Below are 26047 nucleotides of genomic sequence, written 5' to 3'. Positions count from 1 at the left end.
GATTCCAATCAAAGAATGCGATCGCTAACCTTCCCCAACTAAAGAATTTGTTTCCTCCCCTTTAACGGGGAGGATTAGAGAGAGGGTTCTTTACTTGCCTTTCTCAGTAGATTTCGGCTTATAAGTCGAAGCCACCTGCAACTCCTTCAACTGCTTCTCATCCACACCAGAAGGCGCATTTGTTAGCAGACAACGAGCTTGCTGCGTCTTCGGAAAAGCAATTACATCCCGAATTGACTCCTCACCAGCTAATAGCATCACCAAACGATCTAAACCGTAAGCAATACCTCCATGCGGCGGCGTTCCGTATTCAAACGCCTCCAGCAAAAATCCAAACTTGTTATATGCTTGCTCTTGGGATAAACCAATCGCTTCAAACACCTGTTCTTGAACTTCTCGCTGGTAAATTCGCCGACTTCCACCGCCGATTTCATAACCGTTGAAAATCAAATCGTAGGCTTGCGCTCTTGCAGTTTTCAGGTCATGCACATCTTCGGGATGAGGAGCAGTAAACGGATGATGTAACGCCTCTAAACGCTTCTCGTCGGCGTTCCATTCAAACATTGGGAAATCTGTCACCCAAAGAATGTTTATCTTCTCTGGATCAATTAACCCCAATTCTCGACCAACTACTAAGCGCAAGCGGTCGAGAGTTTTATTCACCATATTAGAGTCACCAGCGCCAAATAGCAGTAAATGACCCGCTTTTGCACCAGTGCGCCGTAATAGTTCCTGCTTTTGTTCTTCTGTCAGGTTGTCTTTAATTGCGCCGATAGTGTCGATTTCGCAGTTATCTCGGACGCGAATGTAAGCAAGCCCTTTCGCACCCGCTTCGCTGGCTTCTTTAAATAAGTCGCCACCTGGTTTAATTCGCACGTTAGAAATAGCATCATTTCCCCCAGGAATGGGTAATACTTTCACAACGCCGCCAGATGCAACTGTACTACTAAAGACTTTGAAACCAGAGTCTTTAACTAAGTCGGAGACGTTGACGAGTTCTAAACCAAAGCGGGTGTCTGGTTTATCGCTTCCGTAGCGTTCCATCGCTTCGGCGTAGGTGAGACGAGGAAAAGGACGGGGTAAATCGATACCTTTAATTGTCTTGAAGATATGACAAACTAAACCTTCGTTTAGTTGGATAATTTCTTCTTGGGACATGAAGCTCATTTCCATGTCCAGTTGAGTAAATTCTGGCTGACGGTCGGCGCGGAGGTCTTCGTCGCGGAAGCAACGGGCAATCTGGTAGTATCGGTCAAAGCCGGATACCATCAGCAGTTGCTTGAAAAGTTGCGGTGACTGGGGTAAGGCGAACCACTCGCTGGGGTTAACGCGACTGGGTACGAGATAGTCTCTTGCGCCTTCGGGGGTAGACTTGGTGAGAATTGGGGTTTCTACTTCGATGAAGTTTTCGGTATCTTCGAGGTAGCGGCGAATGGTTTTAACGACTTGGTGACGCAACTGGAGATTATTCGCCATGCGATCGCGTCTTAAATCCAGATACCGATACTTTAGCCGCAAGTCTTCGCGCACGGGTTCGCTTTCCGCTGTCGCCACCTGAAAAGGTAACTGCTTGTAAACTTGATTGAGCAGTTCTATCTTGTCTGCATAAATTTCCACTTCACCTGTGGGTAGGCGAGAATTTAGCGACTCTTTTGGACGCTGGGTGACTCGCCCGGTAAATTGGACAACATATTCGTTACGCAGCTTTTCTGCTTGTGCGTAAGAATCTGGTGTGCGTACAGGATCGCTGACAATTTGAACGATACCAGTGCGATCGCGCAAATCCAAAAATATCACACCCCCGTGGTCGCGGCGACGGTCTACCCATCCACACAGGGTAACGGTTTCTCCAATATGTTCTGCTCTAAGTTCGCCGCAATAATGGGTTCGCATAGTTAAACTGAAAAGAAGGCTTGAGGAATGGAATTATCGCTCTGACAATCTGGGAAAATTGGCAACTGCAAGTGTGCTATCTCCCCACGATAAACGATAAAAGCCTTCCCATTATGCAGCATTTGACTGCCACAACTAAAGCCCAACCCGATAGAGGTTGAGCGAATGTTCTCATAATTCTTTTTTCAAAAACTCCACAGCTGCGAGAAGCTCTGCCTTGTCTATTTCACAGCTTAGAGGACTTCCTTCGCTATTTCCGTGTCAGCAGGATCGCCACTCTTGCCCCTTGACTCTGCTGCTAAATTGTCCTAACCGTCCTTTCTGGGGCTGACATCCTGCGCCATCTGTATATAATCAGCTGGGTTGCCTGTTGTATCTGGTGAGGATTTCATCTCTGTCGCTTCAGGTACTTTGAACTTAGGAGCTGTAGCAGCTTCAGCGGCTTCCGCGCCACCACCTTTGCGGTCTACTTCACTAACGCTAAACGCTTTTGATGCTTCATAGTCAGCATCTAGATCAACTTTTTGTACTTCCTCTTCACCAGAAGCCATATTCTCAGCAGCTAGCTGAGCGTCATGGGTTGTAGCTTCGCTAGGATTTGGTTTCACTTCTTCAGTCATAAGGAACTCCTATTTATTTAGACTTTTTTATCTGCGATATCGATTTTAAGGGATTGATCCCTGTTACTTTGACTCTCTTGGGATAGATCCTCAATCTTCCCTGTCAGCCGTTACCCAATCTGCGTCACCGAAGAAGCAAAAATTCTCTCTATTGGAGGGGGACTAAGAGCTGCAAAGTCTGATATTCCTAGTCTGGAAATACTAACTTTACTTTTGGATAGCTTTTATGATCCCAGACGAAAACACCATAAAAACTCAAGCTCTTTCAGATGAAACACAAAAAGTGGTTCAGGCTTTTGAAGCGTTGAACACCGACGATAAATTAGCTTGGTTTTATTATGTTTATAAAAAGATGGGAGACTCGATCACCCCAGCCGCTCCCCAAGGAACAGATCCTGAACTAGCTCCCAAGCTGTTAGGAGACTATTTGCAATTGGATGATGATAAGCAACTGGCGATCATGCGAGAAATTGTTGAGCGCAAAGATACAGAATATTCTCGCGCCTATGGAGCATTGAAAGAAAATAATCAGTTAATGGTTTGGTACACTTGGTCGCAGGAAATGGGGAATACCGTGGTAGATATGCCTGCTGACTACCAAGCAAGCCAACCTATTAACGATTTGATGGGACAAATAGAAGGGCTGGACTTCGAGGGGCAAATTTCGATGTTCCGTACCATCGCAAGTGATATGGGCTATACCGATGTGAAACCCATTGCTTCTCAGGCGGAAACTGGCAAGACTGCGAGTTTGTAATCGATGTAGAAGATTGATACTCTTCCAGGCTGAGGCTGGGAGAAGGTTTGAGAAGAGTAGGAGTGTTTCCGTTGTGCGAAACACTCCTTAATTTTTGCGCGATCGCGAGGCTGGGGATTGGTGACTGGAGATAAGGAGTAATCGAAATCGAGTTTGGTTGGGGTAGTTACTTGACAAAAAGCGCAGGAGTTGAACTATGGATTCTTCTAATTATGCGTAATTACTTAAGGAAAAGTTCCACTTTCCGGAGATTACGAATCGCCGGGTCATGATAGCGTTATAGGCAACCCGCTTGAACGAAGAGTTCTACCGTGGTAATGTCTCAATTCCCCACACTGCTTCAACCAGAGCCTGAAAATCGATGTCCAGGCTGCTTGTATATGAAATTGCTAGGAACTCCAGTTCTACTAGAGGAACCAATCCAGCCTCTAGTTATAACTTTTGATTCTCAGGCACAACAAAATGAAATCGAGCAGATTGATTTGCACTTAACCATCAAGTTTAACGAGCAGTGGCTACCGCTGATGGGCGGTCGCATCAAGTTTGGCATCAAAAGTGGAGAACTAAAGCTAAAACTGGAAAATGGTGAACTTCCCTATGAATCCCGGCAGTTAATTGGTTCAATTGAGCTTATCCTTCCAGAAGAAAAGTCAAAGCCGGAAAAAAGTAACGAGCAACAGCGTCAAGAAGTTTCTTGGAGCAATCTACTACCTTCTTTGAATGGGAGTAAAGCTGGAGTTAGGGGGTTCGGTACACCAACGCGCAGAACAGAGAAGTTAGGAGCAACCACCTGTCAGATAACGACAACAGCTTTCGAGGAGAATCCCACCTGGATCTTTGAAGAAGATATGGGTGAGCCAGTTTTGAAAGGCAAAATCGAGAATATAAAGCTGGCAACATTGAATGTGAAAGTGCCTACTCGTGTAGAAGCAACTTTTGAAGTTTCCAAGCGAGATGTACATTTGACTGACGCACAAGGGTTATGGCCCCCAGACATTAGCCGCAATAAGAGGGCAGTTTTGGAAAGGCTGATTGTCCTGCGGGTGTTGGAACCAAAATTAAAGCCCTACCTGAGTCGGCAAGAATTGCATTATGGCTGATGAAACATCTGTTCAGGAACTTCAAGTCCTGATCCAGCGCATTGTAGAAGCACAAACAGACAATCTCGATCAACTGGCGACAATTGCTGGTTTAAATCTTTCTGAAGATTTTGCTGAGGCAGACCTGAGAGGTGCCGATTTGCGGGGTGGTAATCTCAGGGGTGCCGACTTGCGGGGAACTGACCTAAAGGGTGCTGCTCTTTGGGGTGCCGACTTGCGGGGAACCGATTTGCGGGGAACCGATTTGCGGGGAGCCGACCTGAGAGGAACTGACCTGAAGTATGCAAGTCTTAGGGGTGCCAATCTCAGGGGTGCCAATCTCAGGGGTGCCAATCTGGGCGATGCAAACCTGAGTGATGCCAACGTGGGGGGTGCGGATCTGGGCGACGCTAATTTGAGTAGCGCTGACCTGAGAGGAAGTGACCTGAGCGATGCTAATTTGGGGAGTGCGGATCTCAGCGATGCTAAACTCAGGGGCGCTAATTTGGGGAGTGCGGATCTGAGCAATGCCAGACTCAGGGGTGCTAACCTGATCCGGGCCTACTTGGGCGGTGCTAACCTGATCCGTGCTGACTTAATTCGTGCTTATCTTAGTGGTGCTGATTTGAGTGGTGCTGACCTGAGAAGTGCTTACTTAAGCGGTAGCAATCTCAAAGGTATCGATTTAAGCGGTGCTGACCTGGGGGGTGCCAGTATGATTCGTGCAAATCTGGCTCTTGCTGATTTGATGCGTGCTGACTTGAGTCTTGCCAACCTGAGTAGTGCTAACTTGAGCGGTGTCAATCTGAGTCTTGCTGACTTGATCCGTGCTGACTTAAGTCTTGCCAACCTGAGCGATGCTAATTTGAGCGGTGCTAATTTGAGCGGTGCTAATTTGAGCGGTGCTAATTTGAGCGGTGCTAATTTGAGTGGTGCTGATTTGAGGGGGACTGAGTTGAGGGGTGCGAAGGTAGAAAATGCTCAGTTCGCAACGAATATGGGAATTTCGAGGGAGATGAAAGTCGATTTGATCAGGCGAGGGGCAATCTTTGGAGATGCTCCAGGCGATCGCGCTGGAGTTTTGACTCCTTATTAAAGGATGCGATCGCTCTATTTGAAAATTCCTCAACTGATCGCAACAAAAATCTTTTCTCGATCGCAATTAACGAGGTACGACAATGGCAATTAATACCGCTAAGCTCGAAAGTATTCTCCAAAATTTTGTCACTGCTACCAGTGACGTTCAAGGTGCCGCACTTGTCTCTCCCGACGGTCTACCCCTAGCTTCTAGCTTACCGGGTGAGATGGACGAAGAACGAGTTTCTGCCATGTCCGCTACTATGCTGTCTTTAGGCGAACGCATTGGCACTGAGTTATCCAGAGGTATCCTCGACCGCATTTATGTAGAAGGCAGCAATGGCTTTGGTATTCTCACCAGCTGTGGCTCTGAGGCGGTCTTACTGGTCTTGGCGAGTAGGTCTGCTAAACAGGGGATATTAATGCTTGAAATTAAGCGTTTGACGGCTGAACTAAAAATGGCTTTGCTTTAAGCATAGCTATTTGTTCAGTTTTAATTTTTGGATTCCTTGCCACTTTGACTGATAAGCTTTTTAAACTTTAGCAATTTGTTGGCGATCGCGGCGCAACTCATCCTCAAGCCGCTTTGCTTCTTTTCTTGGAGAAAGCTGCTGATTTTTTGGAATTGAACTGATTTACCAAAGTAATCAAAGCCTGAACTACAGAAGCTTTTTCGGCTGGATTTACAATGACGATGGGAGGCCGTTTTATCTTATTGGCGTACCCCAGAGCGATCGCTACATCCTTCTTAGACCAAGCTCCGGGGCAGTCTGTATGCGTTAGACCAATTACTACCGGGATTTGCACCCGCTGCTCCATGAAAGCCAAAAGCTGACGAGCTTGGCGGAAATCGCCTGGTCTATCAGCAGCTACTAGCAAAATATAAGCGTGCGCTCTCTGAATCAAGAGATCCCACATAAAATCAAATCTCGCATGACCAGGGGTGCCATACAAATGTACCGCCATGTCAGGGCCAAAGTTTAGCCTTCCAAAGTCGAGGGCAATTGTAGTTTTTTCTTTAACTGATGATGTTTTATCTGTGGTTTGGCGATCGGTGTCTACCACTTCTATTTCACTGACCGAACGTACTAAGGTGGATTTCCCTGCACCCACAGTCCCTGTCACAATCAAGCGCATTAATTCCATTCGACTCTCTCCCAAAAAAACTAAATGTTATTACCACTGGCACAGCTGATTGCTAGACCCGTACAGGCAAGACTATTTGATAGATTTTTCTAAAATTAGTGATGTGATTTTCTGCTTTCGGAGGTCTTCCTTGTTCTTGCCACCTGCCTTGCTTAACATTTCGTAACTATTTATTAATCTAACACTATATAGATAGTTAATTGTTATCACCTCCTAAAACAGTCTGAAGACATAAAAGCTAGATAGCATCCTCAAGCAAAAGTCATACCTCTTTAGATAGAGTTATTTAACAAATCACCATTTAATACTGATGCAATACATATCAATGGAGATTATGGAGCTGGCGAGACTGGGCATCATTGGTAGATAAGCTACTCAGCTCACGTTGGTACTGTCTAAAATAGTTGTAGAAAAGTCCAATCTACGGTTAGATAACTTTGAGTGGTAAATCTAAAATCGTAGAAGGGGTGGGGTTTCCAGCGTAGCGATCGCAAGAGCAACTTGGACTTTCTCTGTCGAAAGTTCAACAAATTACTTTGGGGCTAATGGTAGTTGATTGTATAAGTAATCCCCGTAATAACCTTTTTCTCAACGATTTCTTTAGATTGCTATCTACCACAGCAACCAGGTGAATCTTTGAGTAACCATAACGGCAATAATTCTTATATCTAAAACTTGGTTTTTTACAGGATTAAAATTGATGGAAATCATGCGCTTGGTTGTGACAGGAACGTTCGGAGCGGGAAAGTCTACCTTCGTTCGTAGTGTGAGTGAAATTGAAGTCGTAGACACCGATCGTCAAGTCACCGATGAAACAGGCGATATTAAGGAAAAAACTACGGTTGCTTTAGATTTTGGTCGGCTGAACTTTGGTTCAGATATGGTTTTGCACCTTTATGGTACGCCTGGTCAGGCGAGATTTGATTTTATGTGGGATTTGTTAATTCGCAGATCCCATGCTTACATCCTGCTGGTAGACGCTCATCGTCCTAGCGATTTTCGGGCGGCTCGTCAGCTTCTAGCTTTCATGAAAGCGCGAGTGCAAATCCCTATGCTGATTGGTTTAACTCATATGGACTGTCCGGGAGCTTGGCAACAGGAGGATGTAGCGATCGCTCTGGGATACATTAATCACAAAGATCGACCGCCTATGGTGTCTGTGAACGCAACCCAAAAAAGTTCGGTAATTCAGGCTTTGTTGGTTCTGCTCCAGCATTTAATTTACGACTCGGCTGTTCGATAAACTGTATTAAAAGTAAGAATTTAATTAGTAAGTAGATGGATCTAATTATTTGTAGGATGGGTAGAGCGTAAGCGAAACCCATCAAACCCATGTCCATGTTGGGTTTCATGCCTCAACCCAACCTACATCAGATGTTTAGTTTAATTATGTCTATCTACTTAGTATTTCAATAAGTCAAATAAAAAATTATTTTCTTAACTTTTTTATACTACTCATAAGGGAAAATGTAACGAAACGTATAGTTTGATGAATATGGTTCAGAGATTTAACTATTATTTAAGCTAATACCCGCAGTAGAAGGCGCTCAAGCTGGTATTTAAACGGTCTGCTGAAATAGGAAAACTATGGCGGTTACTGGTTATTTAGCAGAATTTTCCTTGCCTGAACTTTTTCAGTTCCTCGATCAAGGACACAAGACGGGATTATTGACGATTAATGCCTTAAGTGTAGATCGGAACAGAAACTCGCAATCCCACTATATCTGGGTGCATGAAGGGCGCATTGTAGCGGCTGCTGCAAGCCTGGATCAAAAAGGTTTACTCTCAATGATTTCCCAGCGGGGTTGGTTGAGCGATCGCGTTGTCTCCCGACTCGCTCAAGTTTTCTCGAATAAAACACCGATGGGGCTATGCCTGAAATCTCACGGACTTCTGGAAGCCGAACAACTGAAAGTGCTGTTCAAAAGCCAGGTATTGCGGCGAGTGTGTGCATTGTTCCAGCTACAGGATGGACAGTTTGAATTTCAAACCAAAGTTCCTTTGCCCTTAGCAGAAATGACAGGTTTGAGCGTACCAGCAACAGAAGCAACCCTGATGAGTTTGCGGGCGCTACGAGACTGGACGGCACTAAAAGATAAACTACCTGCCCCTACTTCTGGCTTGACAAGCGTAATTACAGGGCAACCGCGCTTCCGGCTAGATGCCCTAGAGTGGCAAGTGTGGGAGTTTGCCAAAGGGACTGTTTCCCTAGAAGCGATCGCGCAGCAACTCCGGCTACCTGTGGAGAAAGTGCAGCAAGCTGCCTTCCGCTTAAGCGTCCTCAGCCTAGCAGAAGAAGTGCCACTGATTGCCCCATCTTGCGCACAGGTTAAGGATAATTCCGTAGTAGCTGTACCAGAACTAATACAGGAGTCTGTCAGCAAGGGAAGCATCAGTCAGTCGTTTCTGCAAAACTTGGTGAGTTTCCTACGCAGTAAAGTATAAGAATTTAGCAAGTAACTCTCTGACCTCTCTCCAAACCTCTCTCCTTGTAGGAGAGAGGCTTTGATTCTTACTCCCCTTCCCTTGTAGGGAAGGGCTGGGGTTAGGTTATTCTGATGTACACGCGCGTAACTGAGAAACGCTATAAATCAAGGAAGTGAAGAAACCGGGTTTCTTTATTTAAAGTTAAAAATCCCAACCTTACGTAGGAAGGAAACCCAACCTACAACTTAACCAATCAAGAAACAGCCACCTGACCAATATCTTCTGGCTTCAGATGAGAGTGTAAAACTTCTCCATCGCGGAACCAGACAATGCGTTTAGTGAGACGTGCTACTTCTGGTTCGTGAGTCACCATCACAACAGTGATACCGCTGGAATTCAGTTCGGTGAAGATGTTCATCACTTCTTCGGTGGTTTTCGAGTCAAGAGCGCCCGTGGGTTCGTCGGCAAGCAGTAAGACGGGATTGTTGACAATGGCACGCGCGATCGCTACCCGCTGCTGTTGACCCCCAGAAAGTTGATTTGGTCTATTATTCAGGCGATGCTGCAAACCCACGCGAGTTAAAGCTTCTGTTGCTCTTTGTCTTCTTTCGCCATTAGGTATACCAGCATAAACCATCGGCAACATGACATTTTCTAAGGCCGAAAGTTGAGGTAAAAGATGGAATTGTTGGAACACAAATCCAATTTTACGATTGCGAATTTTAGCTAATTCCGAGTCTCCCAGTTGAGACACATTCACGTTATCTAAATAATAATATCCGTCAGTTGGTTGGTCGAGACAGCCGATAATATTCATAGCGGTGGACTTGCCCGAACCAGATGCGCCCATAATTGAGCAATACTCGCCCTCTTCCACGGTCAAGCTAACACCAGCCAGGGCGCGAACTTCTGTGTCACCGATGCCGTAGACTTTGGTAATATCCTCAAGTTGAATAATTGTTTTTTTTGAAGGACTGAGGACTGAAGACTGAGGACTGAGTGAGGAATCAGAACCGTATATATCTTGCATTTATTTAGCTGTAAAACTCAGGACTCAAAACTCAAAGTGGGCGCGTTTAGTCAATATCTTGGTGAGATGCCAAGTTTATGCTAGAATCGCCCCTACAAAACTTTTTAAGCGCTTCGCAAAGCTACAATTGGATCGAGTTTAGCTGCTCGTCGTGCGGGGACGACACCAAAAAATAAACCGATACCACCGGAAACACTGACAGCAACGATAACAGCTACAGGTGAAATGCTGGCTTTCAAAGGAGAAAAGGCGCTGACAAGCGAAATTCCGCCGACACCCAGCATAGTACCGAATAAGCCACCAGCTGCTGAGAGAATCACTGCCTCGATGATAAATTGAATCAGGATATCTTGCTCTTGTGCGCCGATAGCCTTGCGGAGTCCGATTTCCTGGGTGCGTTCGGTTACGGAGACAAGCATAATGTTCATTACGCCAATGCCGCCGACAAAGAGGGAGATGGCTGCGATCGCTGCTAACATCAGTGTCAATCCGCTGGTAATCGTATTGACGATTGTTAACAAGTCTTTTTGACTTCTAACGGTAAAATCATCCTCTCCGTTGATTTTGTGCCGTAACCGCAGCAAATTTTCCACCTGAAATTTAGCTGCTCCTGTGCTATCTTCATCTTTGGCGGAAAGAGAAATGGCGGTTATTTCCAAACCATAAGGTGATGTCCGTCCGACGATGCGGTTAGCTACGGTGGTAATTGGCACATAAACGGTTTCATCGGGATTATCTCCCAACGCTGAGCCTTTAGGTTTCATAATGCCAACAACCTGAAAGCTGAGATTTTTTATCCGCAGTTGTTCGCCAATGGGATTTTGGTTGTCAAACAGTTTTTTTGCCAACTCAGGCCCCAGCATCACAACTTGGTTACTTCGCTTGATATCTTGCTCGGTGATAAATCGTCCGGTTTCAACATCAAAGCTTCTCACTGAGAGATAATCGGAAGTTGTGCCAAGAATTGTGGCGTTAGTATTTTTGTTGCGGTAGGTAACTAATTGTCTGGTATTAATTTGGGGAGCGACTTCTTTAACAGAAGGCACTTGGGTAGCGATCGCTCTCGCATCTTCCAGTACCAGGGTTTTCGGCACCTCTAACGTAGTATTTCGAGTTGCCTGAGAACCGGGAACCACAAACAGCACATTTGGCCCAAGTGCCTCAAATTGTTCTGATGCCAGCTTTTGCGCTCCCTGCCCAATCCCCACCATCGCAATAACTGAGGCATTACCAATCATAATGCCCAACATGGTGAGACTACTACGCAGTTTGTTTGCCACTAGCGTTGTGGCTGCCATTTTGACGCTTTCGAGAATGTCCATAGTGAGCGTGCTAATTGCTAATTGCTAATTGTTCAAGAGCTATTAGTGTTTATTCCTCCTTCGGTTTTCTATCTTTAGGTAAATCAATAAACACGCGATCGCCTTGTTTTATCCCTTCCAAAATCTGCGTTTGGTTTTCAATAGTTGAGCCTATTGTTACTTCTTGAAACTTCGGTTCATTATTCTCACTGGGTATCAGTACGCCCGTCTTACCTTTTTCCGTCACAATCGCCACCGTAGGCACCACCAAAGCATTATTCACCGCTTCGCCGACAAAGGTCAGATCCACGTTCATTCCCGAACGCAGTTGCTCCTTACCAGTTTCTAGCGCTACCCGCACCTGAAAAGAGGTGACATTTTGGTCAACCACCGCTTCTGGAGCAATCAGGCGCACCTTACCTTTAAATACTTGGTCAGGATAGGCATCCGCTACAATTTCTACAGCTTGTCCCTGTTTAATTTGTCCAACATCCACCTCTGGGACTTTAGCGAGAATTTCTGAATCTCTAGCAAGGGCAACAATTGAACTCGAAGTAGCAGAAGCAGTGCTGGAAGCAGAAGTTGTGGGGGTAACGAAAGCTCCTTCTTGGGCATATTTCTGCGTCACAATGCCAGCGAACGGAGCAACTATCACCGTATCAGATAGCTGGACTTGCACCGCCTGCATCGAAGCTCTAGCGGCATCAGCAGCGGCTTTAAGCTGGGCAATTTCCTCTGGTCGCGTTCCATTTTCTAACTGACGCAAGGCTGATTGTGCTTCTGCCACATCAGCTTGACGCTGGGAAACTTCTTCGGAACGGGTGCCGCTTTGCAGCTGTTTTAAGGCTTGCTGCGCCTCTGTTAGGGCAGCTTGTTGCTGCTCAATTCCTTGGCTGGTGCTGCTTGTGCGTTGCTCAAGTCGTCTTTGGGCTTCATTAACGTTGGCTGTAGCGTTGCGGTATTCTGTCAAAGCTTCATCCAACTGGTCTGTAGCCACTGCTCCCTGATCGGCTAAGAATTGATAGCGTTTCACCCGTTTTTGCGCCAAATTTTCTCGCGCTTTGGCGGCTTCGACTTGAGCCTTGGCTTGATCAATTTCTGTAGAACGACCATCCTGGGCATCTGCTAGACGCGATCGCGCTTGCTGCAATCTGGCTTGCGCTTGGGCGATTTCCTCTGGACGAGAGCCATTTTCAGCTTGCTGCAAACGAGCTTTCGCCTGAGACAGTCTTGCTTTTGCCTGAACAATTTCTTCAGGACGACTGCCAGCTTGAGCCTCTGCTAGACGGGCTTCGGCTTGCTTAAGATTAGCGATCGCTTGTGATAGTTGCGCCTGAAGCTCTCTATTCTCCATCTGGGCAATCTTTTGCCCCGGCTGCACTTTGTCCCCTTGCTCGACGTACAACTTCGCCAGAGTCCCAGATGTTTTCGGGCTGAGGTTGACGCTTTGCAGCGGCACAACGGTTCCATTGGCGGCGATCCGTACTTTCAGGCTTTGCGATTTTACAGGTACGGTTAGTGTCTGGATATCTAGTTGGGGCGAACTCCGACCCATAACGAAATAAGTCGTACTAGCTACCAGGATGCCTGATGCTAGCAGCCCGATTATCCAGCGAGAAGGATTCTTGACTTTTCCAATTAGGGGAAGTTGCATTTGTGTGGTATTCACTTCAGGCAATACGGATTGTTTTGGGTTTTGTATGGTAATTTTTATTACTAATCCAATGAATTATTTCTAAGTAATAAATTTTTTCATCTCGTAGAACAGGCATCTTGCCTACCATCAGCTTTGAGGCGGTCGATACGTCCCACCTCCCCAAAAATAGCTAAATATTTTTATGTTTGGAAACACCTAACCGGGTGAATTACAGTAAAAGCTTCTACTAAGCGGAGTTGTTATCCTTTCTTTATGTTAGCGTTGACGGATTTTTCAGGGTTTTTGTGTCCTTACGGTTTACCGTAACAGGGACGAGCAAAAATTGATAGGTGGCTGTGGCTCTCGATTTTTGCCAGAATCATTTAGATTATGTGTAATGTGGCTAAAGATTTTTCGCAATTTTTGAGGCGGCACCGTGCCTAAGCGTATTCCTTTATTTTCTCTTCTCGTTGTCCTGGGTTTATGGAGTGTACAACCCGCCTTCGGGCAGGCACTCATACCTTATACGCTGCAACTGGATGCAAAAGAACTAGAGCAGCAGGGGTTGAACCTGGCACAAGATGCGGCTCAGTTGGCGCGATTCCAGCAATACGATCTGGCGCTGCCGAGGGCGCAGTTGGCAACTCGGCTGGCTCCCCAAAGTTATCAAACCTGGTTTCTACTGGGCAGTTTGTATTTGCAAGCGAAGGAAGTAGATAAGGCAATTAATGCCTTGCAACAAGCTAGAACCCTGAAACCCGATGATGCCGGAATTTTATTTGCTCTAGGAAGCGGGCATTTTCAGCAGGCAAAGTATCAGGAAGCTGTTACAGCTTTGCAATCTGGGTTGAAGATAAAACCCGATGTACCAGAGGCTTTGTTTGATTTGGGCAATGCCTACTACAGAATGCAACGGTACCAAGAAGCGATCGCGCAATACCAAAAAGCAGTCGCTAAAGAAAAGAAATTCTGGCCCGCGATTAATAATATTGGGCTGGTAATGTACGAAATGGGCAATGTGGAGGGGGCGCTACGTCAGTGGCGTTCGGCAGTTGCCATTGACAAAGATGCAGCAGAACCCCAGTTAGCTATGGCAGTAGCGCTGTATGCCAAAGGCGACAGGGAACAAGGTGTGCTTTTGGGAGAGACTGCTATCCGCTTAGACAATCGCTACGCCGATGTAGATTTTCTCAAAGAAAATCTTTGGGGCGATCGCTTAATCTCAGAAACTCAAAAGTTCCTGCAAATCCCCCGGATACAAGAAACCATCGCCCAAAGCGAACCTCCATCGGAACAACCGCAAGCTGCACCATAATAAGGGATTGGGGATTGGGGACTGGGGCGAATGGCACTGACTTAAGAGCCGTGAACTTTAGTTCACAGCTCAAAGCTAAAACCTGTTAAAACAGGTTGAAATTCATATATAGTGAGCATCTGAGTCCGTTTTAACGGACTTGAGCTTTGAGCCTCGAACTTTAGTTCAGAGCTTGAGTTAGTGCCATTCGGTACAGGGGGATTGGGAGAAAAAGCGGTCTCCTGCTAGTCCCCAATCCCTAGTCCCTAGTCCCTAATTCCTAGCTTTCCGTATCTTCTGGGAATCGAGTGATGTCATCCTCTCCCAGATATTCCCCATTTTGGACTTCAATCATCAGTAGAGGAATTACCCCAGGATTTTCTACCCTGTGAGGTGTAGACATAGGCACGTAAGTTGACTGTTTTTGAACTAAGGTAGTCTCCTTACCATCACATATCACTTTGGCAGTGCCAGACACAACGATCCAGTGTTCGCTGCGGTGATAGTGCATTTGGGTACTAATGTGATGACCTGGGTTGAGTTCAATACGATTAATTCGGTAGCGCGGCCCTTCTTCTAAAACTGTAACTTTCCCCCAAGGTCGTATCCGTGTCGTAGAAGTGTCTTCCGGCAAAGGCATAGTTGAAGCTTGCCCTTCATTTTGGTTGCTATTCATCACCTGTCTCCCAAGGTTGATATTTCAATTTTGCCGCATTTTTTAAACTACCTAAAGAGTTATTATTAAGCGAGTGATTCGTCCCAAGATAGCTTCACCTTAATTCTGGCGGATTTAAGCAATCGATTAGTCAATGACGATTGGTACATCAGGCTTCTGTCCCAAAAGGTGACTTATATCACTGACGAGCAAGCATTGCATCACCTTTACTCGAAGCTTGCGATCGCTTTCTGGCCCAGAGTATTGTCACATTTAAGCGAAGTTTTTAATCACCTAAAAAAATATATAAAAGCTTCATATTAGAAGTATCGAGTTCTCTGACCAAACCATGCAAGTTCAAGTCTGTCCTTTAGAGTTTGCGATCGCTGAATTATTCGCCCAAGTTAGCCACTCTGGTAGCATTACCCTCGCTGACCGATATGGAATGATGGCTGCACTATTGCAAGATTCCCCCAACGAAGAAGATATAAGATCCATCGACCGACTGCTTTACGCTGTACGCAAGAACCGCGTCAAGCTTGTGGATGAAATTTCTGCTATGTCATAAACACTGCTGCTGGTTAAGCGATAATACTACTTGCTTATAATTGCTTCTATTGCCTTGCAGCAGAGTTATTTAAAAAAAACAAAATTTATATCCCTCGATAGTTTAGCCATAATTTCCTTAATATTATTTACCCCTCCCACAACCGCTACAATTTATTCCTTCTCAGGCTGTAATTCCCAACGCAGCAGTCGGGGAATTTGTGATAAATGTACCCCATAATTAAAAATCCAAAGGACAATTTCTACCAGTAACAATCTCTGCACCCATATTGTCCCGCTCTCAAGGCTCAAAAGCATCAATCCACTATACAATTGCCAAGCGCGGTAAGGCAGATATAAACAAGGAATCATCACCCACACGCAGGATTGAAACCGTTTTGAGATCACGATTTCAAATAAGATTTGTAACGCTAGCATGACAAGGTAGGGAATGAGCGCTAACAACACACTCTTGTGATTCCACCACACACCCCAGAGAACTATCGCCAGTACCGGAAACACCACCCCCACCACCAGCACAACCGATAACCACGCTTTAAACCAAGCCGGTAATGGTTGCGGAATACTGAACGGCTTTCCCCGTCTCCACACCCAGCCCACAAACACCAGAAAAGACGTGGAGATGATCACAAAAAGGCCATTTTCTATAAAAATATTCACGATAGTAGATGCTGTCATATGTAAAATTGAGCTAAAAATATAATTTCAGCACTACTATAGCGTATGAAATTGCGACGCTAGATGAGGTCAAAAAAACTCAGTACCAGAAGGAGATTCTAAAGATGTCCAAAGAAAGTGCCAGCCAATTATTGGAAGCTGCTACCCGCAATGCAGATTTACGCAAACAGTTCCAAGCCGTAGCCAATCCAGATGAGTTCGTAAAAGTTGCTAGTGAATTGGGTTATCCCTTAACCACAGATGAACTCAAGGAAGTTGTTAAAGAACATAGCGAAGGTGTCACATTGAGAAGACAGACAGGCATTTGGCCTTGGCTGCGGAGCGTTCGCTGGATTTAGTCGCTGCATAGGGTGAGTAATAAAAACGCAAAAGGCAAAAGAAATTGTTGTTTTCTTTTGCCTTTTTGTTGCTAATCCTACAAAATTATGCTTTGAGCGTACAACGCTGGGGATTTGAAGCGGGGCGTTGTAATATTCTATATGTAAGCCGGAGAAGGCGATCACTTCTTTATTTTTTAGTTGGTGTGTGTGCCAGAATACATCACGCGCCTGTAAATCCTATTTACTCCCTACGCAAATGTACTAGGACTACTTGTTTGGATAAAATTTTTCTACATTGAGCTAGCCAGAGTTGAGACTCTGAGGTTAAGGTATAGGGAATTTTGCTATCTTGCGTAGGCTGGGATGGAGGATGCGAAACCCAAGCTACAATACTGCTTTTATGCCAACAATTACATCATCTTAGACAGCACAAATACTGATGAATTCTCCAGACGATAACAACAACGAACTTCGACGACGAGAACGAGAAGTGCAGGAACAATAACATGCAATTCGGCTTCAGGAGATAGAAGCTGAAACCAATTCCAAAGCGCCGCCACTGCATAAAACTCTTCGACATCAGCCTAAAAATTCGTTAAAAAGGTGGCAGATAAAACTTGTAATTGCTGGAAAGTTTTTAGTTCTTGGTGTTGCGGCAATTGTCTGCGTTAAAGTAGCTTCGTGGATTGCTGGATTCGTGATAGTGGGAAAACTGGTTTGGTTTTTACCCAAACTATTCTTGCAATTTGAAAGACCTAACCGTTAGATAGCAGGGGATAAACATGAATTATACAGTTGAAGCTGATAGCTTTATCAACGACTTAAGTAAAGTCGCTCAAGTGCGTTCTGATGTTGCTGATTGTCTAGAAAAAATAGCTCAAACTCTAGAAAAAGCAGAAACAGAAGGGAAAGAAAAATCTGGCAAACTTGGCTTAGAGGCACAACTAGAAGATATCAATGGGGTTAGTATGAATTTACGAACTGGTGTATTCCGACTGCTGGTTTTAGGGGATATGAAGCGGGGCAAAAGTACATTTCTCAATGCCCTGATTGGGGAAAATTTGCTACCAAGTGACGTGAATCCTTGTACCGCTATACTTACTGTTTTACGCTATGGGGCGCAGAAGAAAGTAACTGTTTACTTTAATGATGGAAAATCTCCTGAAGAACTTGATTTCCAACATTTTAAGCATAAATACACAATTGATCCAGCAGAAGCTAAGCAATTAGAACAAAATAAAAAGCCAGCATTTCCTAATATTGACTATGCAGTTGTAGAGTATCCCTTACCTTTATTGGAACAGGGAATTGAAATTGTTGATAGTCCGGGACTAAATGATACAGAAGCACGGAACGAACTGTCTTTAGGATATATTAATAATTGCCATGCTATTTTGTTTGTGCTGAGAGCATCGCAGCCTTGTACCCTTGGAGAACGTCGCTATCTAGAAAATTATATTAAAGGTCGAGGCTTGAGTGTTTTCTTTCTGATCAATGCTTGGGATCAGGTGCGCGAGGGATTAATCGATCCTGATGATGTGGAAGAATTGCAAGAAGCTGAAGGGAAACGGCGACGAGTTTTTAAAGCCAATTTGTCTGGCTATTGTCAGGTAGATGGACATGATATTTATGATGAACGAGTGTTTGAAATTTCGGCAATAAAGGCGCTGAGGAGACGCTTAAAAAACTCTTCAGCTTCTCTAGAATCTACGGGGTTTCCTGAGTTCATGGGCGCACTCAACACATTTTTAACGAAGGAGAGAGCGATCGCTCAACTGCGACAAGCCAGAACTCTCGCACGTCAAACCTGCAATCATACGCGAGAAGCGATTGAACGCCGCATCCCTTTACTCGATCAGGATGTCAATCAACTCAAGCAGAGGATTAGTTCAGTTGAACCGGAATTCACCAAACTAAGCCAAATTCGCGATCAGTTTCAGCAAGAAATTCGTTTTACCAGAGATATCCAGGCGAAAGCGATCGCTGACTCTTTCAGTTCCTACGTTCTTAGCTTAGGAGATACATTTGAAACCGACTTTTTGCGCTATCAGCCGGAACTAAACCTATTTGATTTCCTTAATCAAGGTAAACGTGAAGCATTCAACGCCGCTCTACAAAAAGCATTTGAGCAATACATTACTGACAAGTTCGCTGCTTGGACTTTAAGTGCAGAAAAAGAGTTAAATGCAGCCTTTGCTCAACTTTCTATAAGTGCTGCCAGCTATGGCGCTTCCTACAGTAAAGTAACAGATCAAATTACTGAGAAGCTGACAGGACAAAAAGTAAAGATTAACGCAAATACCGCGCCTGAAGATGATAACTCGCCAATATGGACTAAGTGGGCGATGGGTTTGTTTTCACTTGCACGGGGTAACATAGCGGGCGTAGCAATGGCTGGCGCAGGCTTCGACTGGAAAAACATCCTATTTAACTATGCCGCTGCGATTGGCATTGGTTACGTTGTTAGTGGGGTTACTGGTGTTTTTCTGGGGCCGCTTGGTTTGGTGTTGATCGGAATGGGTGTAGGTTTTGTGCAAGCCGATCAAGCTCGTCAACAATTAGTTAAAACTGCCAAAAAAGAATTGGTAAAATATCTGCCTCAAGTGGCGAACGAGCAATGGTTGCCTGTACATGAAGGTGTCAAAGAGTGTTTTGATGCTTATGAACGGGAAGTCATTAAGCGAATAAATGATGACATTGATGCTCGGAAAGCTGAGTTGGATAATTTGTTGAAACAAAAAGGAGGTTTTGAAATTAATCGGGACACGGAGTTAAATCGTCTCAAAGGTTTGGAAACTGAGATAAACTCTCAATGGCAAAATATTGAGGCTGTATATCGTAATTTCCTAGCATCCGCAGCTTAACCACTTGTTCCTGGGCTACGGCCTGGGAACGAGCAACAAGCATCAGAGTTTTATTGAGTTGAACTGTATGCAAGAGCAGGAAAGTTATCAGAACCTCTTAACACATCTTCGATCTGCGGTTGGTCTGCTTGATTTTGAGCAAAATTCCCAATTGCAAAAAGATGTGACTTCTATCTGCGATAATCTGGGAAATTCCAGCTTTAGAATTGCGGTCTTTGCCCCATTTAATTATGGTAAGTCAACTTTGCTGAATGCTTTATTAGGAAAGCGGACTTTACCCATCGATTTAATTCCTACCACAGGTGCAGCCATCACAGTTAAATATGGTTCGGAGTTACACACCCGAATTATGATGTCGGATGGCAGAGAAATTAGTGAAAACGGAACGGATGTTCTGAAACAATTTGCCATCCTTGATGATGATAGGCGAATGCGGAGCGATGTGGCTTCGATAGAGGTTTTCTGCCCACATTATTTCTTGAAAAGTGGTGTAGAACTATTGGATTTGCCGGGAACAAACGACATGGAAGCGCAGGATACATTAGTGCGCGACCAACTTTTAACGGCAGATTTGGTTGTTCAGGTGCTAGATGCTCGAAAGTTAATGACTTTGGGCGAACGGGAAAATATGAGAGATTGGCTGCTAGATCGCGGTATAAAAACAGTGGTTTTTGTCGTGAATTTCTTGAATTTATTAGAACCGGACGACCAAAAACAGGTATATAATCGTTTGGTTTTTGTAGCAGAAAGTTTCCGTTCAGAGCTACCAAATAATATTAGTAATTTGTACCGCGTTGATGCGCTACCTGCTTTAAGAGCTAGATTAAAAGGAGATGGTGCAGCGGGACAGACTACTGGGCTTCCTATGTTTGAATCAGCTCTACAAAGTATTGTGGAAGTTCAGCAGGGGAAAGTTACCAATCGGTTGCCTCGTGTGGTAGCGATCGCATCTCAAGTAAAACTTGCACTACAATCAAAATCTCAAGCAATAACTAACGAATTGCAAGCAGTTGAAGAGAAGCGCAGTGCTAAGCTTAAAATCAAACAAAAGGCGAAACAACTGCTTAAAGAAGGCTTTAAAGCGGATATTGCTAAATTAGATAGTTGGCTGCACTTACCAAAACTCATAACCCGCTATAAATCTGAAATTATTTCAGCCCTTGAAAAAGGTGAATTTCAAACCTGGGAACAAGGAGCATTTAAGAATGCACTCTCAGAACATAAACAAGCAATTATCAAATGGGTACATCAAGCTTGTGAATTTTTCGAGCAACCTCAACCTGCTAATTTATGGTTTTCATTTCCTGAACCTCCAGAAGTAGTTTTACCCAATCAACCAAGCACTTCAACTCAGTCGAGTGGTGTTGCTCCGATAGCGCTTACAACCGGATTAGGTTGGCTTTTAGGAGGCCCTGTAGGAGCCGCAGTAGTTGGAGGTGCTACTTATCTTATTAATCAAATGGCACAAGACGGCGAAAACTCAGAATCATCAGCTTCTTATGTAAATCAAGTACAAGAAGCTTATGCTGAGGCGGCGGAAGATTATTTACTCCGCTTCAACATTCAAGCTATAGCAACGCTTCGCCAATACGAAGAAGGCGCAGAAAAAGTTATTAATTGTCAAGTAAAGGAAGAACCATTAAAGCTGACAAATCAGCATCATCAGTTGCAATTGTTAAATGCTTTATTGGATAACCTGAATCAAGAATTAAATCGGGTAGCGCGAAATTAGATAGCCTGACCACTGTAGGCGCAACCGCCCAAACAAAACCTGCCTCCGCAGACTATCGATATTTTAAGATCGCGCAGCCCCTTTTTGGTTGTGTAGCATCAGGCTAAGGTGGTGTGGGGAGTGCCATCACGTAATTGGCTACAAACTGGTGTCATATTATACTTATTTAAGAGCAGAAATTAGGAAACACTTTCATGCAACTCCGGTTGAGATGGCTATTATCAGTTATAAGTTTTATCGGTACTTGCGCCTATAGCATAAGCGGAGAGCCAAATTCTGTACAAGCTGCTCAAACTGTTGTTGTAACTAAAGGCTCCTCTACGGAATCAATAGATATAGCCGATCTGCGAAAGGTTGCGGAAACCGGAAAAGTTCCACCCGATCTTCAACGTTTTGCTCGTCAACTGTCTCCTCAACAACGCAGCCAAATTTTATCAGCGCTACGGGCAAAATTTGACCTGAATGTTGTGGGTGTTAGTAGATTACTTGATACTGAGATTGGCAGAACGCTGGCTTCAGCTTTAGCTAGTGCGACACAGCGACGGGATAATGTGGGAGTTCTAGATGTGCGATCGGGACTGGTGCTGGGAGCTAGAAAACCGGAGGGACTATCTCTGCTGAGTTTTGTCGAAGCTTATCCCCGGCAAACTATATATATTGATTTAGATCGGGCGTTCAGGGTAGTAGGAAACTTTAACACCTCTTTTTGGCAAACTCAGGCGTTTATGGCAGCGATCGCGCCCCAACTGGTTCCTCAGCGTCCCCAGCTAAATTTACCTTTTGACCCCACCAAACCGGGAAGCGCATCCGTGCAGGTGCTGAACTTGAAACTAAATGATACACAGCGCCGCCGGGAAATTCCAGTTGATGTTTACTGGTCTGAAGCTGCGTCTTCTGCCAAACCGATCGTAGTTTTGTCTCACGGTCTGGGTTCAGTTCGCACAGATTTGCGCTACTTGGCAGAACATTTGGCATCATACGGCTATGTGGTAGCGGCTTTAGAACATCCTGGGAGTAACGAAACTCATGTGAGGAATGCACTTAAGGGCAGAAATCCCCTCTTATCTGCACAGGAATTTTTAGATCGCCCCAAGGATATCAGTTTTGTCATCGACGAACTAGAGAAGTTGAACCACAGTCAACTTAAAGGTAAACTGGCACCCGATCGCGTCATGGTAATTGGGTATTCTCTGGGGGGTTCCACCGCTTTATCTATCGCTGGTGGTGAGTTGCAACTAACTGAGTTAAAACAGCGCTGTCAAGGTAACTTGATTTCCTTCAGTTTGGGGGAAGGTTCTCAGTGTTTTGCCAGAGAACTTCCGGAAGACCGCTACCAACTGCGAGATCCACGGGTTAAAGCAGCGATCGCACTCAACCCCACTACCTCGCTTTTATTTGGCGAAACTGGTTTGGCATCAGTCGCTGTTCCCACACTCGTTGAAGCTGGTTCCGCCGATAAAACAACTCCAGCTTTAACTGAGCAGATTATCGGTTTTGGGAAAATACCATCCCCTAAATGGCTCGTGGGTTTTGTTGGGGGAACCCATCTGAGCGTAAAAGATCCTAGCACCACCCAAGATCAAGCTGGGCAACCGAATACATTTTATACAGGCGGTGAAGTAGTTGGGGAGAAAGCTGTTGATATCCGCAACTACACAAAAGCGATCGCGTTAGCAATGGCAGCACAACTCACAGACGAAGCTGCCAAATACGCGATTTTTCTCACGCCAGAATATGCACAGTTAGCTTCCACAGATGCTTTCCCTATTCGTCTGGTTACGGAAATTCCACCAGAGGCACAAGAAGTAGTTAACGATTTTATTCAGAATCAAAAGTAATATCTCGTTTCTAGACTGTGACCAGAAACTTTAGCTAGGGACTCAAGTCCCTGGCTAATAGCGTAAGTCGGTTAAAACCGACTAATTGCCATATCTCTAGTCCGTTTTAACGGACTTTGGCTCTTACCCAGAAACATTAGCCAGGGACTCAAGTCCCTGGCTAATAGCGTAAGTCGGTTAAAACCGACTAATTGCAATATCTCTAGTCCGTTTTAACGGACTTTGGCTATTAGCCCGGAACTTGAGTTCTGGGCGGGTCAGGTACTTTTACTCTTCACTGCAAATTGACGTACTTCTCCAAGTCTTCAATTTGGGGATCTGGGAACTGATTCAGCACTCTCCACAAAACCGTATAACTGCCATCAGGACGGCGGTTGACGGGGCGGAAGGCAACCAAGGCATCGCTGCTGGGTGTTTCTAAAATTTGGTCGAGATAGCGACGTTGCTCTCTGTTAACTGTCCCGCGATTGAGAACAACTTCTGGCACCTGAAACTGAACTAATCGCATTAAATAAGTGTGGTTCAGAACCACTGGCGCGTCAGGAGAAAGACGATTTATTGCCGATTCCAGCGCTGTCGTTTGTTGGACTGGTTCGCTAACACTAACTTCACCTAGTTTGCCAGTGATGAAGCGTTGCCGATCTACCTGCAAAGCTGCAAGCTCATTAGGGGGACGATAATTTAGGAAAAACTGGCGCGTTTGGGGCGAGAGGGCGCGAACTTTCTTTAGTGTGGGGTCGAGATTTTCTAAAGGCACTTCCCCCAAATCCATGATAAAACCGTAATCCAGCCCGCGTTGGGCAATCTGGAAGTTGCCATTTTCCAGCTTAACTGCAAATCTGGGGGTAAATTCATCTTCCTGAGAGATGCGCCCAGATGAGCGAGTGGTTGGGGCAATATCACCGCCAATTCCCCGCAGCAAGGGAGGATAGGCGAAACGCTCTGCTACTGTGGGAATCAGCCGATTTTGCATCGGTTGGGAGTTGACAATCCCACTTGGCAAGACGCGGGCGATGCCAGTGTTGGGTTGAGAGAGAAAATTTTCGTACTCTTGAGGTTCTTGCTGATCAAGCCCGTAGGCGTTGCGTTCCTTGAGTTGCGCTGTTTCGCCTGCATCAATGAAAGGAGTTGCTGAGGGAAAGGAAGCTACTGCTTGGGAGAGTAGCTGTTTGGCAGATGCTAGCGCCGTAGTTGCTTGTTGTGGGGGCGCGATCGCCGGTGCAATCGGGGGCTGATATCCAGAAATCGGCGTTTTTGCTCTTATCCCCACTAACGGCGGTTCTGGAGCCACGTAACTTGTAGGGGGGGAAGGCAACTTCTGAGGAGGCACTGCCAAAATCGACTGTTGGCTTCTAGATAATGTTAAGGGATTGTTTGGTGTCAGTGTCGCCTGCCGTCTTTCCAGCACTGGGCGTAGCGGCATCAACTGGGCAGTTGAAGCATAGAGAGAGCAGTATACCTGCGCCTGTTCTACACTTAAATCGGAGCCTGCGGGTGTTATGCCGCCGTTCGTGCGGGTACACAACAAAGCAGGATTTCGATATTGACTTTTGAGAAAGCGTTCTACTTCTCCTTGGTGGAGAGTTATTTTTCCCTCGGCTACAAAAACACCGTAGGGATCGTCCGATGCGATCGCTCTTTCAATGCGATTAATTAAATTTATCTGATCCTGTAGAAGTCGTTGCGCTTCAGGCCAGAAAGTTTGAGCCGAAGTTGATCTAAACGAATTTTGCTTAACTAAATTCGGCGTTTGAATCTCCGAGGCTGTAACCACCCGCCCCGACATTAAACTCAGGAAAGAAGAAACAAAAATTAATAAAAGGTAGCGCATCTGCAATTTTCCATTCCAACGAAATCAAAACGACACTCAAGTAGACCTAATTTATAATTCCCACTTTCGCTACCGAAATTAAAAGAGTGTATCCCCATGCTTGAAAAACACCTGACGGCTAAAATCGCGGTTATATATAGCAATCCTATTTGAGTTGTGAGGTGCCAACTGTTACATATCCCCGACTTCTTAAAGAAGTCGGGGATCTCGCCTTCACGAGCCATTTAGGACTGCTATAGGCATTTCTCTGTATACCTACATCCTAGATAGGCGTAGGGCGTATGTTTGCACACGCTCGTTGTTTTCCAACTCAACTTCTGCGTTATCAATAAATTTATTATTCAATAATTATAATCTCTTTATTACTTGCCTTTCAAGAATTTCGTGACTAGATCCTTATGTAAGCAGTAGACAATTTACCTAGAAATGCCCTTGCTAAAGCAAGCATTTTTTGTATTAAGACGTTATTTTCTAAAGCTTAATTTATTTAAAGAAACATGACACTATTAAAGGTTTAAAGGCAACTACCTAAAACAAGAAATTTCTAAGCCTTAAGGAAGATAATATTTTCCTACCTAAGGCAGATAAAGGTTAACTTTATATCTGAAGATTGATGGCATAAATTTAGATAAATTCCAAAATTCAAGGTGTAAGCAAAAAAAAGTTTGTTCTTGTTCTTTAGTGACATAAAGCAAGCTGTTTTAATAGGAAATAGGAGGAATCATGGTAGGACAACATAAGCGTGCTGTAGGTGTATTTTCAAACTACCGCGATGCAGAAGTAGCGCTGACTGAGCTGAAGAACTCTGGCTTTCCTATGGATAGAGTTTCTGTGGTAGCACAGGACGCAAAGAAAGGAGGCGACATTGCTGGAGCGGATGTAAGCAATAAAGTAGGCAATAAAGCCGACGAAGGCGCAACAACAGGCGCTGTTACAGGCGGTGCTTTGGGCGGTTTGACTGGCTTATTAGTAGGCTTAGGTGCCTTAGCAATTCCTGGCATCGGGCCGGTGATGTTAGCAGGAGCTACAGCCACCACCATAGCCACAACTCTGTCGGGAACAGCCATTGGTGCAGCAGCGGGTGGTCTATTAGGTGCTTTGATTGGATTAGGAATTCCTGAAGAGCGAGCCAAAGTTTACAACGATCGCGTCTCCAGAGGAGATTATTTAGTGTTGGTGGACGGCGATGATAATGATATTCATCGTGCTGAAGCGATTTTGAGCCATGGGGGAATTGAAGAGTGGGGTATTTATGATGCTCCTGGCACTACTGGTACCACCCATAATACAACTGCTGCCGAT

The 26047-nt window shown here is 45.0% G+C and carries 21 protein-coding genes and 1 pseudogene; 13 read left to right on the top strand and 9 right to left on the bottom strand.

Features of this window, described 5'->3' with window-relative positions; all coding sequences use genetic code 11:
* Positions 1–90 precede the first annotated feature (90 nt).
* Both aspS and H6F63_RS23540 read right to left on the bottom strand, forming a co-directional pair.
* Positions 91–1893 (bottom strand): aspartate--tRNA ligase, encoded by a 1803-nt coding sequence (gene aspS / locus H6F63_RS23545; protein ID WP_190639804.1) that lies wholly within the window; start codon positions 1891–1893, stop codon positions 91–93.
* A 308-nt stretch (positions 1894–2201) separates the two neighbouring features.
* Positions 2202–2513, bottom strand: a complete 312-nt coding sequence (locus H6F63_RS23540; protein ID WP_190639803.1) for a hypothetical protein — start codon at positions 2511–2513, stop codon at positions 2202–2204.
* 226 nt (positions 2514–2739) lie between these two features.
* On the opposite strand from H6F63_RS23540, the gene H6F63_RS23535 reads away from it, so the two are divergent.
* From H6F63_RS23535 to H6F63_RS23520, 4 genes are all read left to right on the top strand, one after another.
* Positions 2740–3270, top strand: coding sequence for an orange carotenoid protein N-terminal domain-containing protein (locus H6F63_RS23535; protein ID WP_190418002.1), 531 nt, complete (start codon positions 2740–2742; stop codon positions 3268–3270).
* Positions 3271–3650: 380 nt separating this feature from the next.
* Positions 3651–4370: a hypothetical protein gene (locus tag H6F63_RS23530; protein WP_190639802.1), complete on the top strand. Its 720-nt coding sequence runs from the start codon at positions 3651–3653 to the stop codon at positions 4368–4370.
* Positions 4363–5445 carry a pentapeptide repeat-containing protein gene (locus H6F63_RS23525; RefSeq protein WP_190639801.1) on the top strand — a complete coding sequence of 361 codons (1083 nt, stop codon included), beginning with the start codon at positions 4363–4365 and terminating at the stop codon, positions 5443–5445. Before H6F63_RS23530 ends, H6F63_RS23525 begins: the two co-directional genes overlap by 8 nt.
* An 82-nt stretch (positions 5446–5527) precedes the next feature.
* Positions 5528–5899, top strand: coding sequence for a roadblock/LC7 domain-containing protein (locus H6F63_RS23520; protein ID WP_190418008.1), 372 nt, complete (start codon positions 5528–5530; stop codon positions 5897–5899).
* 103 nt (positions 5900–6002) lie between these two features.
* Here H6F63_RS23520 and H6F63_RS23515 read toward each other — a convergent pair whose 3' ends face one another.
* Positions 6003–6572 carry a GTPase gene (locus H6F63_RS23515; protein WP_190418010.1) on the bottom strand — a complete coding sequence of 190 codons (570 nt, stop codon included), beginning with the start codon at positions 6570–6572 and terminating at the stop codon, positions 6003–6005.
* Positions 6573–7272: 700 nt separating this feature from the next.
* On the opposite strand from H6F63_RS23515, the gene H6F63_RS23510 reads away from it, so the two are divergent.
* Positions 7273–7815, top strand: coding sequence for an ATP/GTP-binding protein (locus tag H6F63_RS23510; RefSeq protein ID WP_190639800.1), 543 nt, complete (start codon positions 7273–7275; stop codon positions 7813–7815).
* A gap of 344 nt (positions 7816–8159) precedes the next feature.
* Positions 8160–9017 carry a DUF4388 domain-containing protein gene (locus H6F63_RS23505; RefSeq protein ID WP_190639799.1) on the top strand — a complete coding sequence of 286 codons (858 nt, stop codon included), beginning with the start codon at positions 8160–8162 and terminating at the stop codon, positions 9015–9017.
* A 235-nt stretch (positions 9018–9252) separates the two neighbouring features.
* Here the strand turns inward: H6F63_RS23505 and H6F63_RS23500 are convergent, their stop codons facing one another.
* The 3 genes from H6F63_RS23500 to H6F63_RS23490 all read right to left on the bottom strand — a co-directional run bounded on the left by H6F63_RS23500 (position 9253) and on the right by H6F63_RS23490 (position 12984).
* Positions 9253–10029, bottom strand: coding sequence for an ABC transporter ATP-binding protein (locus H6F63_RS23500; protein ID WP_199298234.1), 777 nt, complete (start codon positions 10027–10029; stop codon positions 9253–9255).
* A gap of 104 nt (positions 10030–10133) precedes the next feature.
* Complete coding sequence (locus H6F63_RS23495; protein ID WP_190639798.1) at positions 10134–11351, bottom strand: ABC transporter permease; 1218 nt, start codon at positions 11349–11351, stop codon at positions 10134–10136.
* A 49-nt stretch (positions 11352–11400) separates the two neighbouring features.
* Positions 11401–12984 carry an efflux RND transporter periplasmic adaptor subunit gene (locus tag H6F63_RS23490; protein WP_190639926.1) on the bottom strand — a complete coding sequence of 528 codons (1584 nt, stop codon included), beginning with the start codon at positions 12982–12984 and terminating at the stop codon, positions 11401–11403.
* 418 nt (positions 12985–13402) lie between these two features.
* Here H6F63_RS23490 and H6F63_RS23485 point away from each other — a divergent pair, with 418 nt between their 5' ends.
* On the top strand, positions 13403–14281 hold the full coding sequence (locus H6F63_RS23485) for a tetratricopeptide repeat protein (protein ID WP_190639797.1): 879 nt from the start codon (positions 13403–13405) through the stop codon (positions 14279–14281).
* Positions 14282–14540: 259 nt separating this feature from the next.
* Here the strand turns inward: H6F63_RS23485 and H6F63_RS23480 are convergent, their stop codons facing one another.
* The gene (locus H6F63_RS23480) at positions 14541–14900 is read right to left on the bottom strand and encodes a phosphomannose isomerase type II C-terminal cupin domain (protein ID WP_242020078.1); all 360 of its coding nucleotides are present in this window, start codon (positions 14898–14900) and stop codon (positions 14541–14543) included.
* A 364-nt stretch (positions 14901–15264) separates the two neighbouring features.
* Between H6F63_RS23480 and H6F63_RS23475 the strand changes: the two genes are divergently transcribed.
* Positions 15265–15483: a hypothetical protein gene (locus H6F63_RS23475; RefSeq protein ID WP_190458291.1), complete on the top strand. Its 219-nt coding sequence runs from the start codon at positions 15265–15267 to the stop codon at positions 15481–15483.
* A 152-nt stretch (positions 15484–15635) separates the two neighbouring features.
* Here the strand turns inward: H6F63_RS23475 and H6F63_RS23470 are convergent, their stop codons facing one another.
* Positions 15636–16160, bottom strand: a complete 525-nt coding sequence (locus H6F63_RS23470) for a hypothetical protein (protein ID WP_190639795.1) — start codon at positions 16158–16160, stop codon at positions 15636–15638.
* A gap of 104 nt (positions 16161–16264) precedes the next feature.
* Between H6F63_RS23470 and H6F63_RS23465 the strand changes: the two genes are divergently transcribed.
* The 4 genes from H6F63_RS23465 (at position 16265) to H6F63_RS23450 (ending at position 22914) form a co-directional block, all read left to right on the top strand.
* Positions 16265–16498 carry a Nif11-like leader peptide family natural product precursor gene (locus H6F63_RS23465; RefSeq protein WP_190418028.1) on the top strand — a complete coding sequence of 78 codons (234 nt, stop codon included), beginning with the start codon at positions 16265–16267 and terminating at the stop codon, positions 16496–16498.
* A 764-nt stretch (positions 16499–17262) separates the two neighbouring features.
* Positions 17263–19344: a dynamin family protein gene (locus tag H6F63_RS23460; protein ID WP_190639794.1), complete on the top strand. Its 2082-nt coding sequence runs from the start codon at positions 17263–17265 to the stop codon at positions 19342–19344.
* 67 nt (positions 19345–19411) lie between these two features.
* Positions 19412–21076, top strand: a complete 1665-nt coding sequence (locus H6F63_RS23455; RefSeq protein ID WP_190639793.1) for a dynamin family protein — start codon at positions 19412–19414, stop codon at positions 21074–21076.
* Between the two features lie 194 nt (positions 21077–21270).
* Complete coding sequence (locus H6F63_RS23450; protein ID WP_190639792.1) at positions 21271–22914, top strand: alpha/beta hydrolase; 1644 nt, start codon at positions 21271–21273, stop codon at positions 22912–22914.
* Between the two features lie 274 nt (positions 22915–23188).
* On the opposite strand, the gene H6F63_RS23445 is transcribed toward H6F63_RS23450, so the two are convergent.
* Entirely contained in the window at positions 23189–24745 is a 1557-nt protein-coding gene (locus tag H6F63_RS23445; RefSeq protein ID WP_190639791.1) for a hypothetical protein, read from the bottom strand.
* A gap of 720 nt (positions 24746–25465) precedes the next feature.
* On the opposite strand from H6F63_RS23445, the pseudogene H6F63_RS23440 reads away from it, so the two are divergent.
* A pseudogene (locus H6F63_RS23440) lies at positions 25466–26008 on the top strand (general stress protein); the annotation flags it as partial.
* Between the last annotated feature and the right edge of the window lie 39 nt (positions 26009–26047).

It is taken from the genome of Trichocoleus sp. FACHB-40, assembly GCF_014695915.1.
In the GTDB taxonomy this organism is placed as follows: Bacteria; Cyanobacteriota; Cyanobacteriia; order Cyanobacteriales; family FACHB-T130; genus Funiculus; species Funiculus sociatus.
Note: the sequence above shows the minus strand (reverse complement) of the source record. Positions and strands in the feature narration are given on the sequence as shown.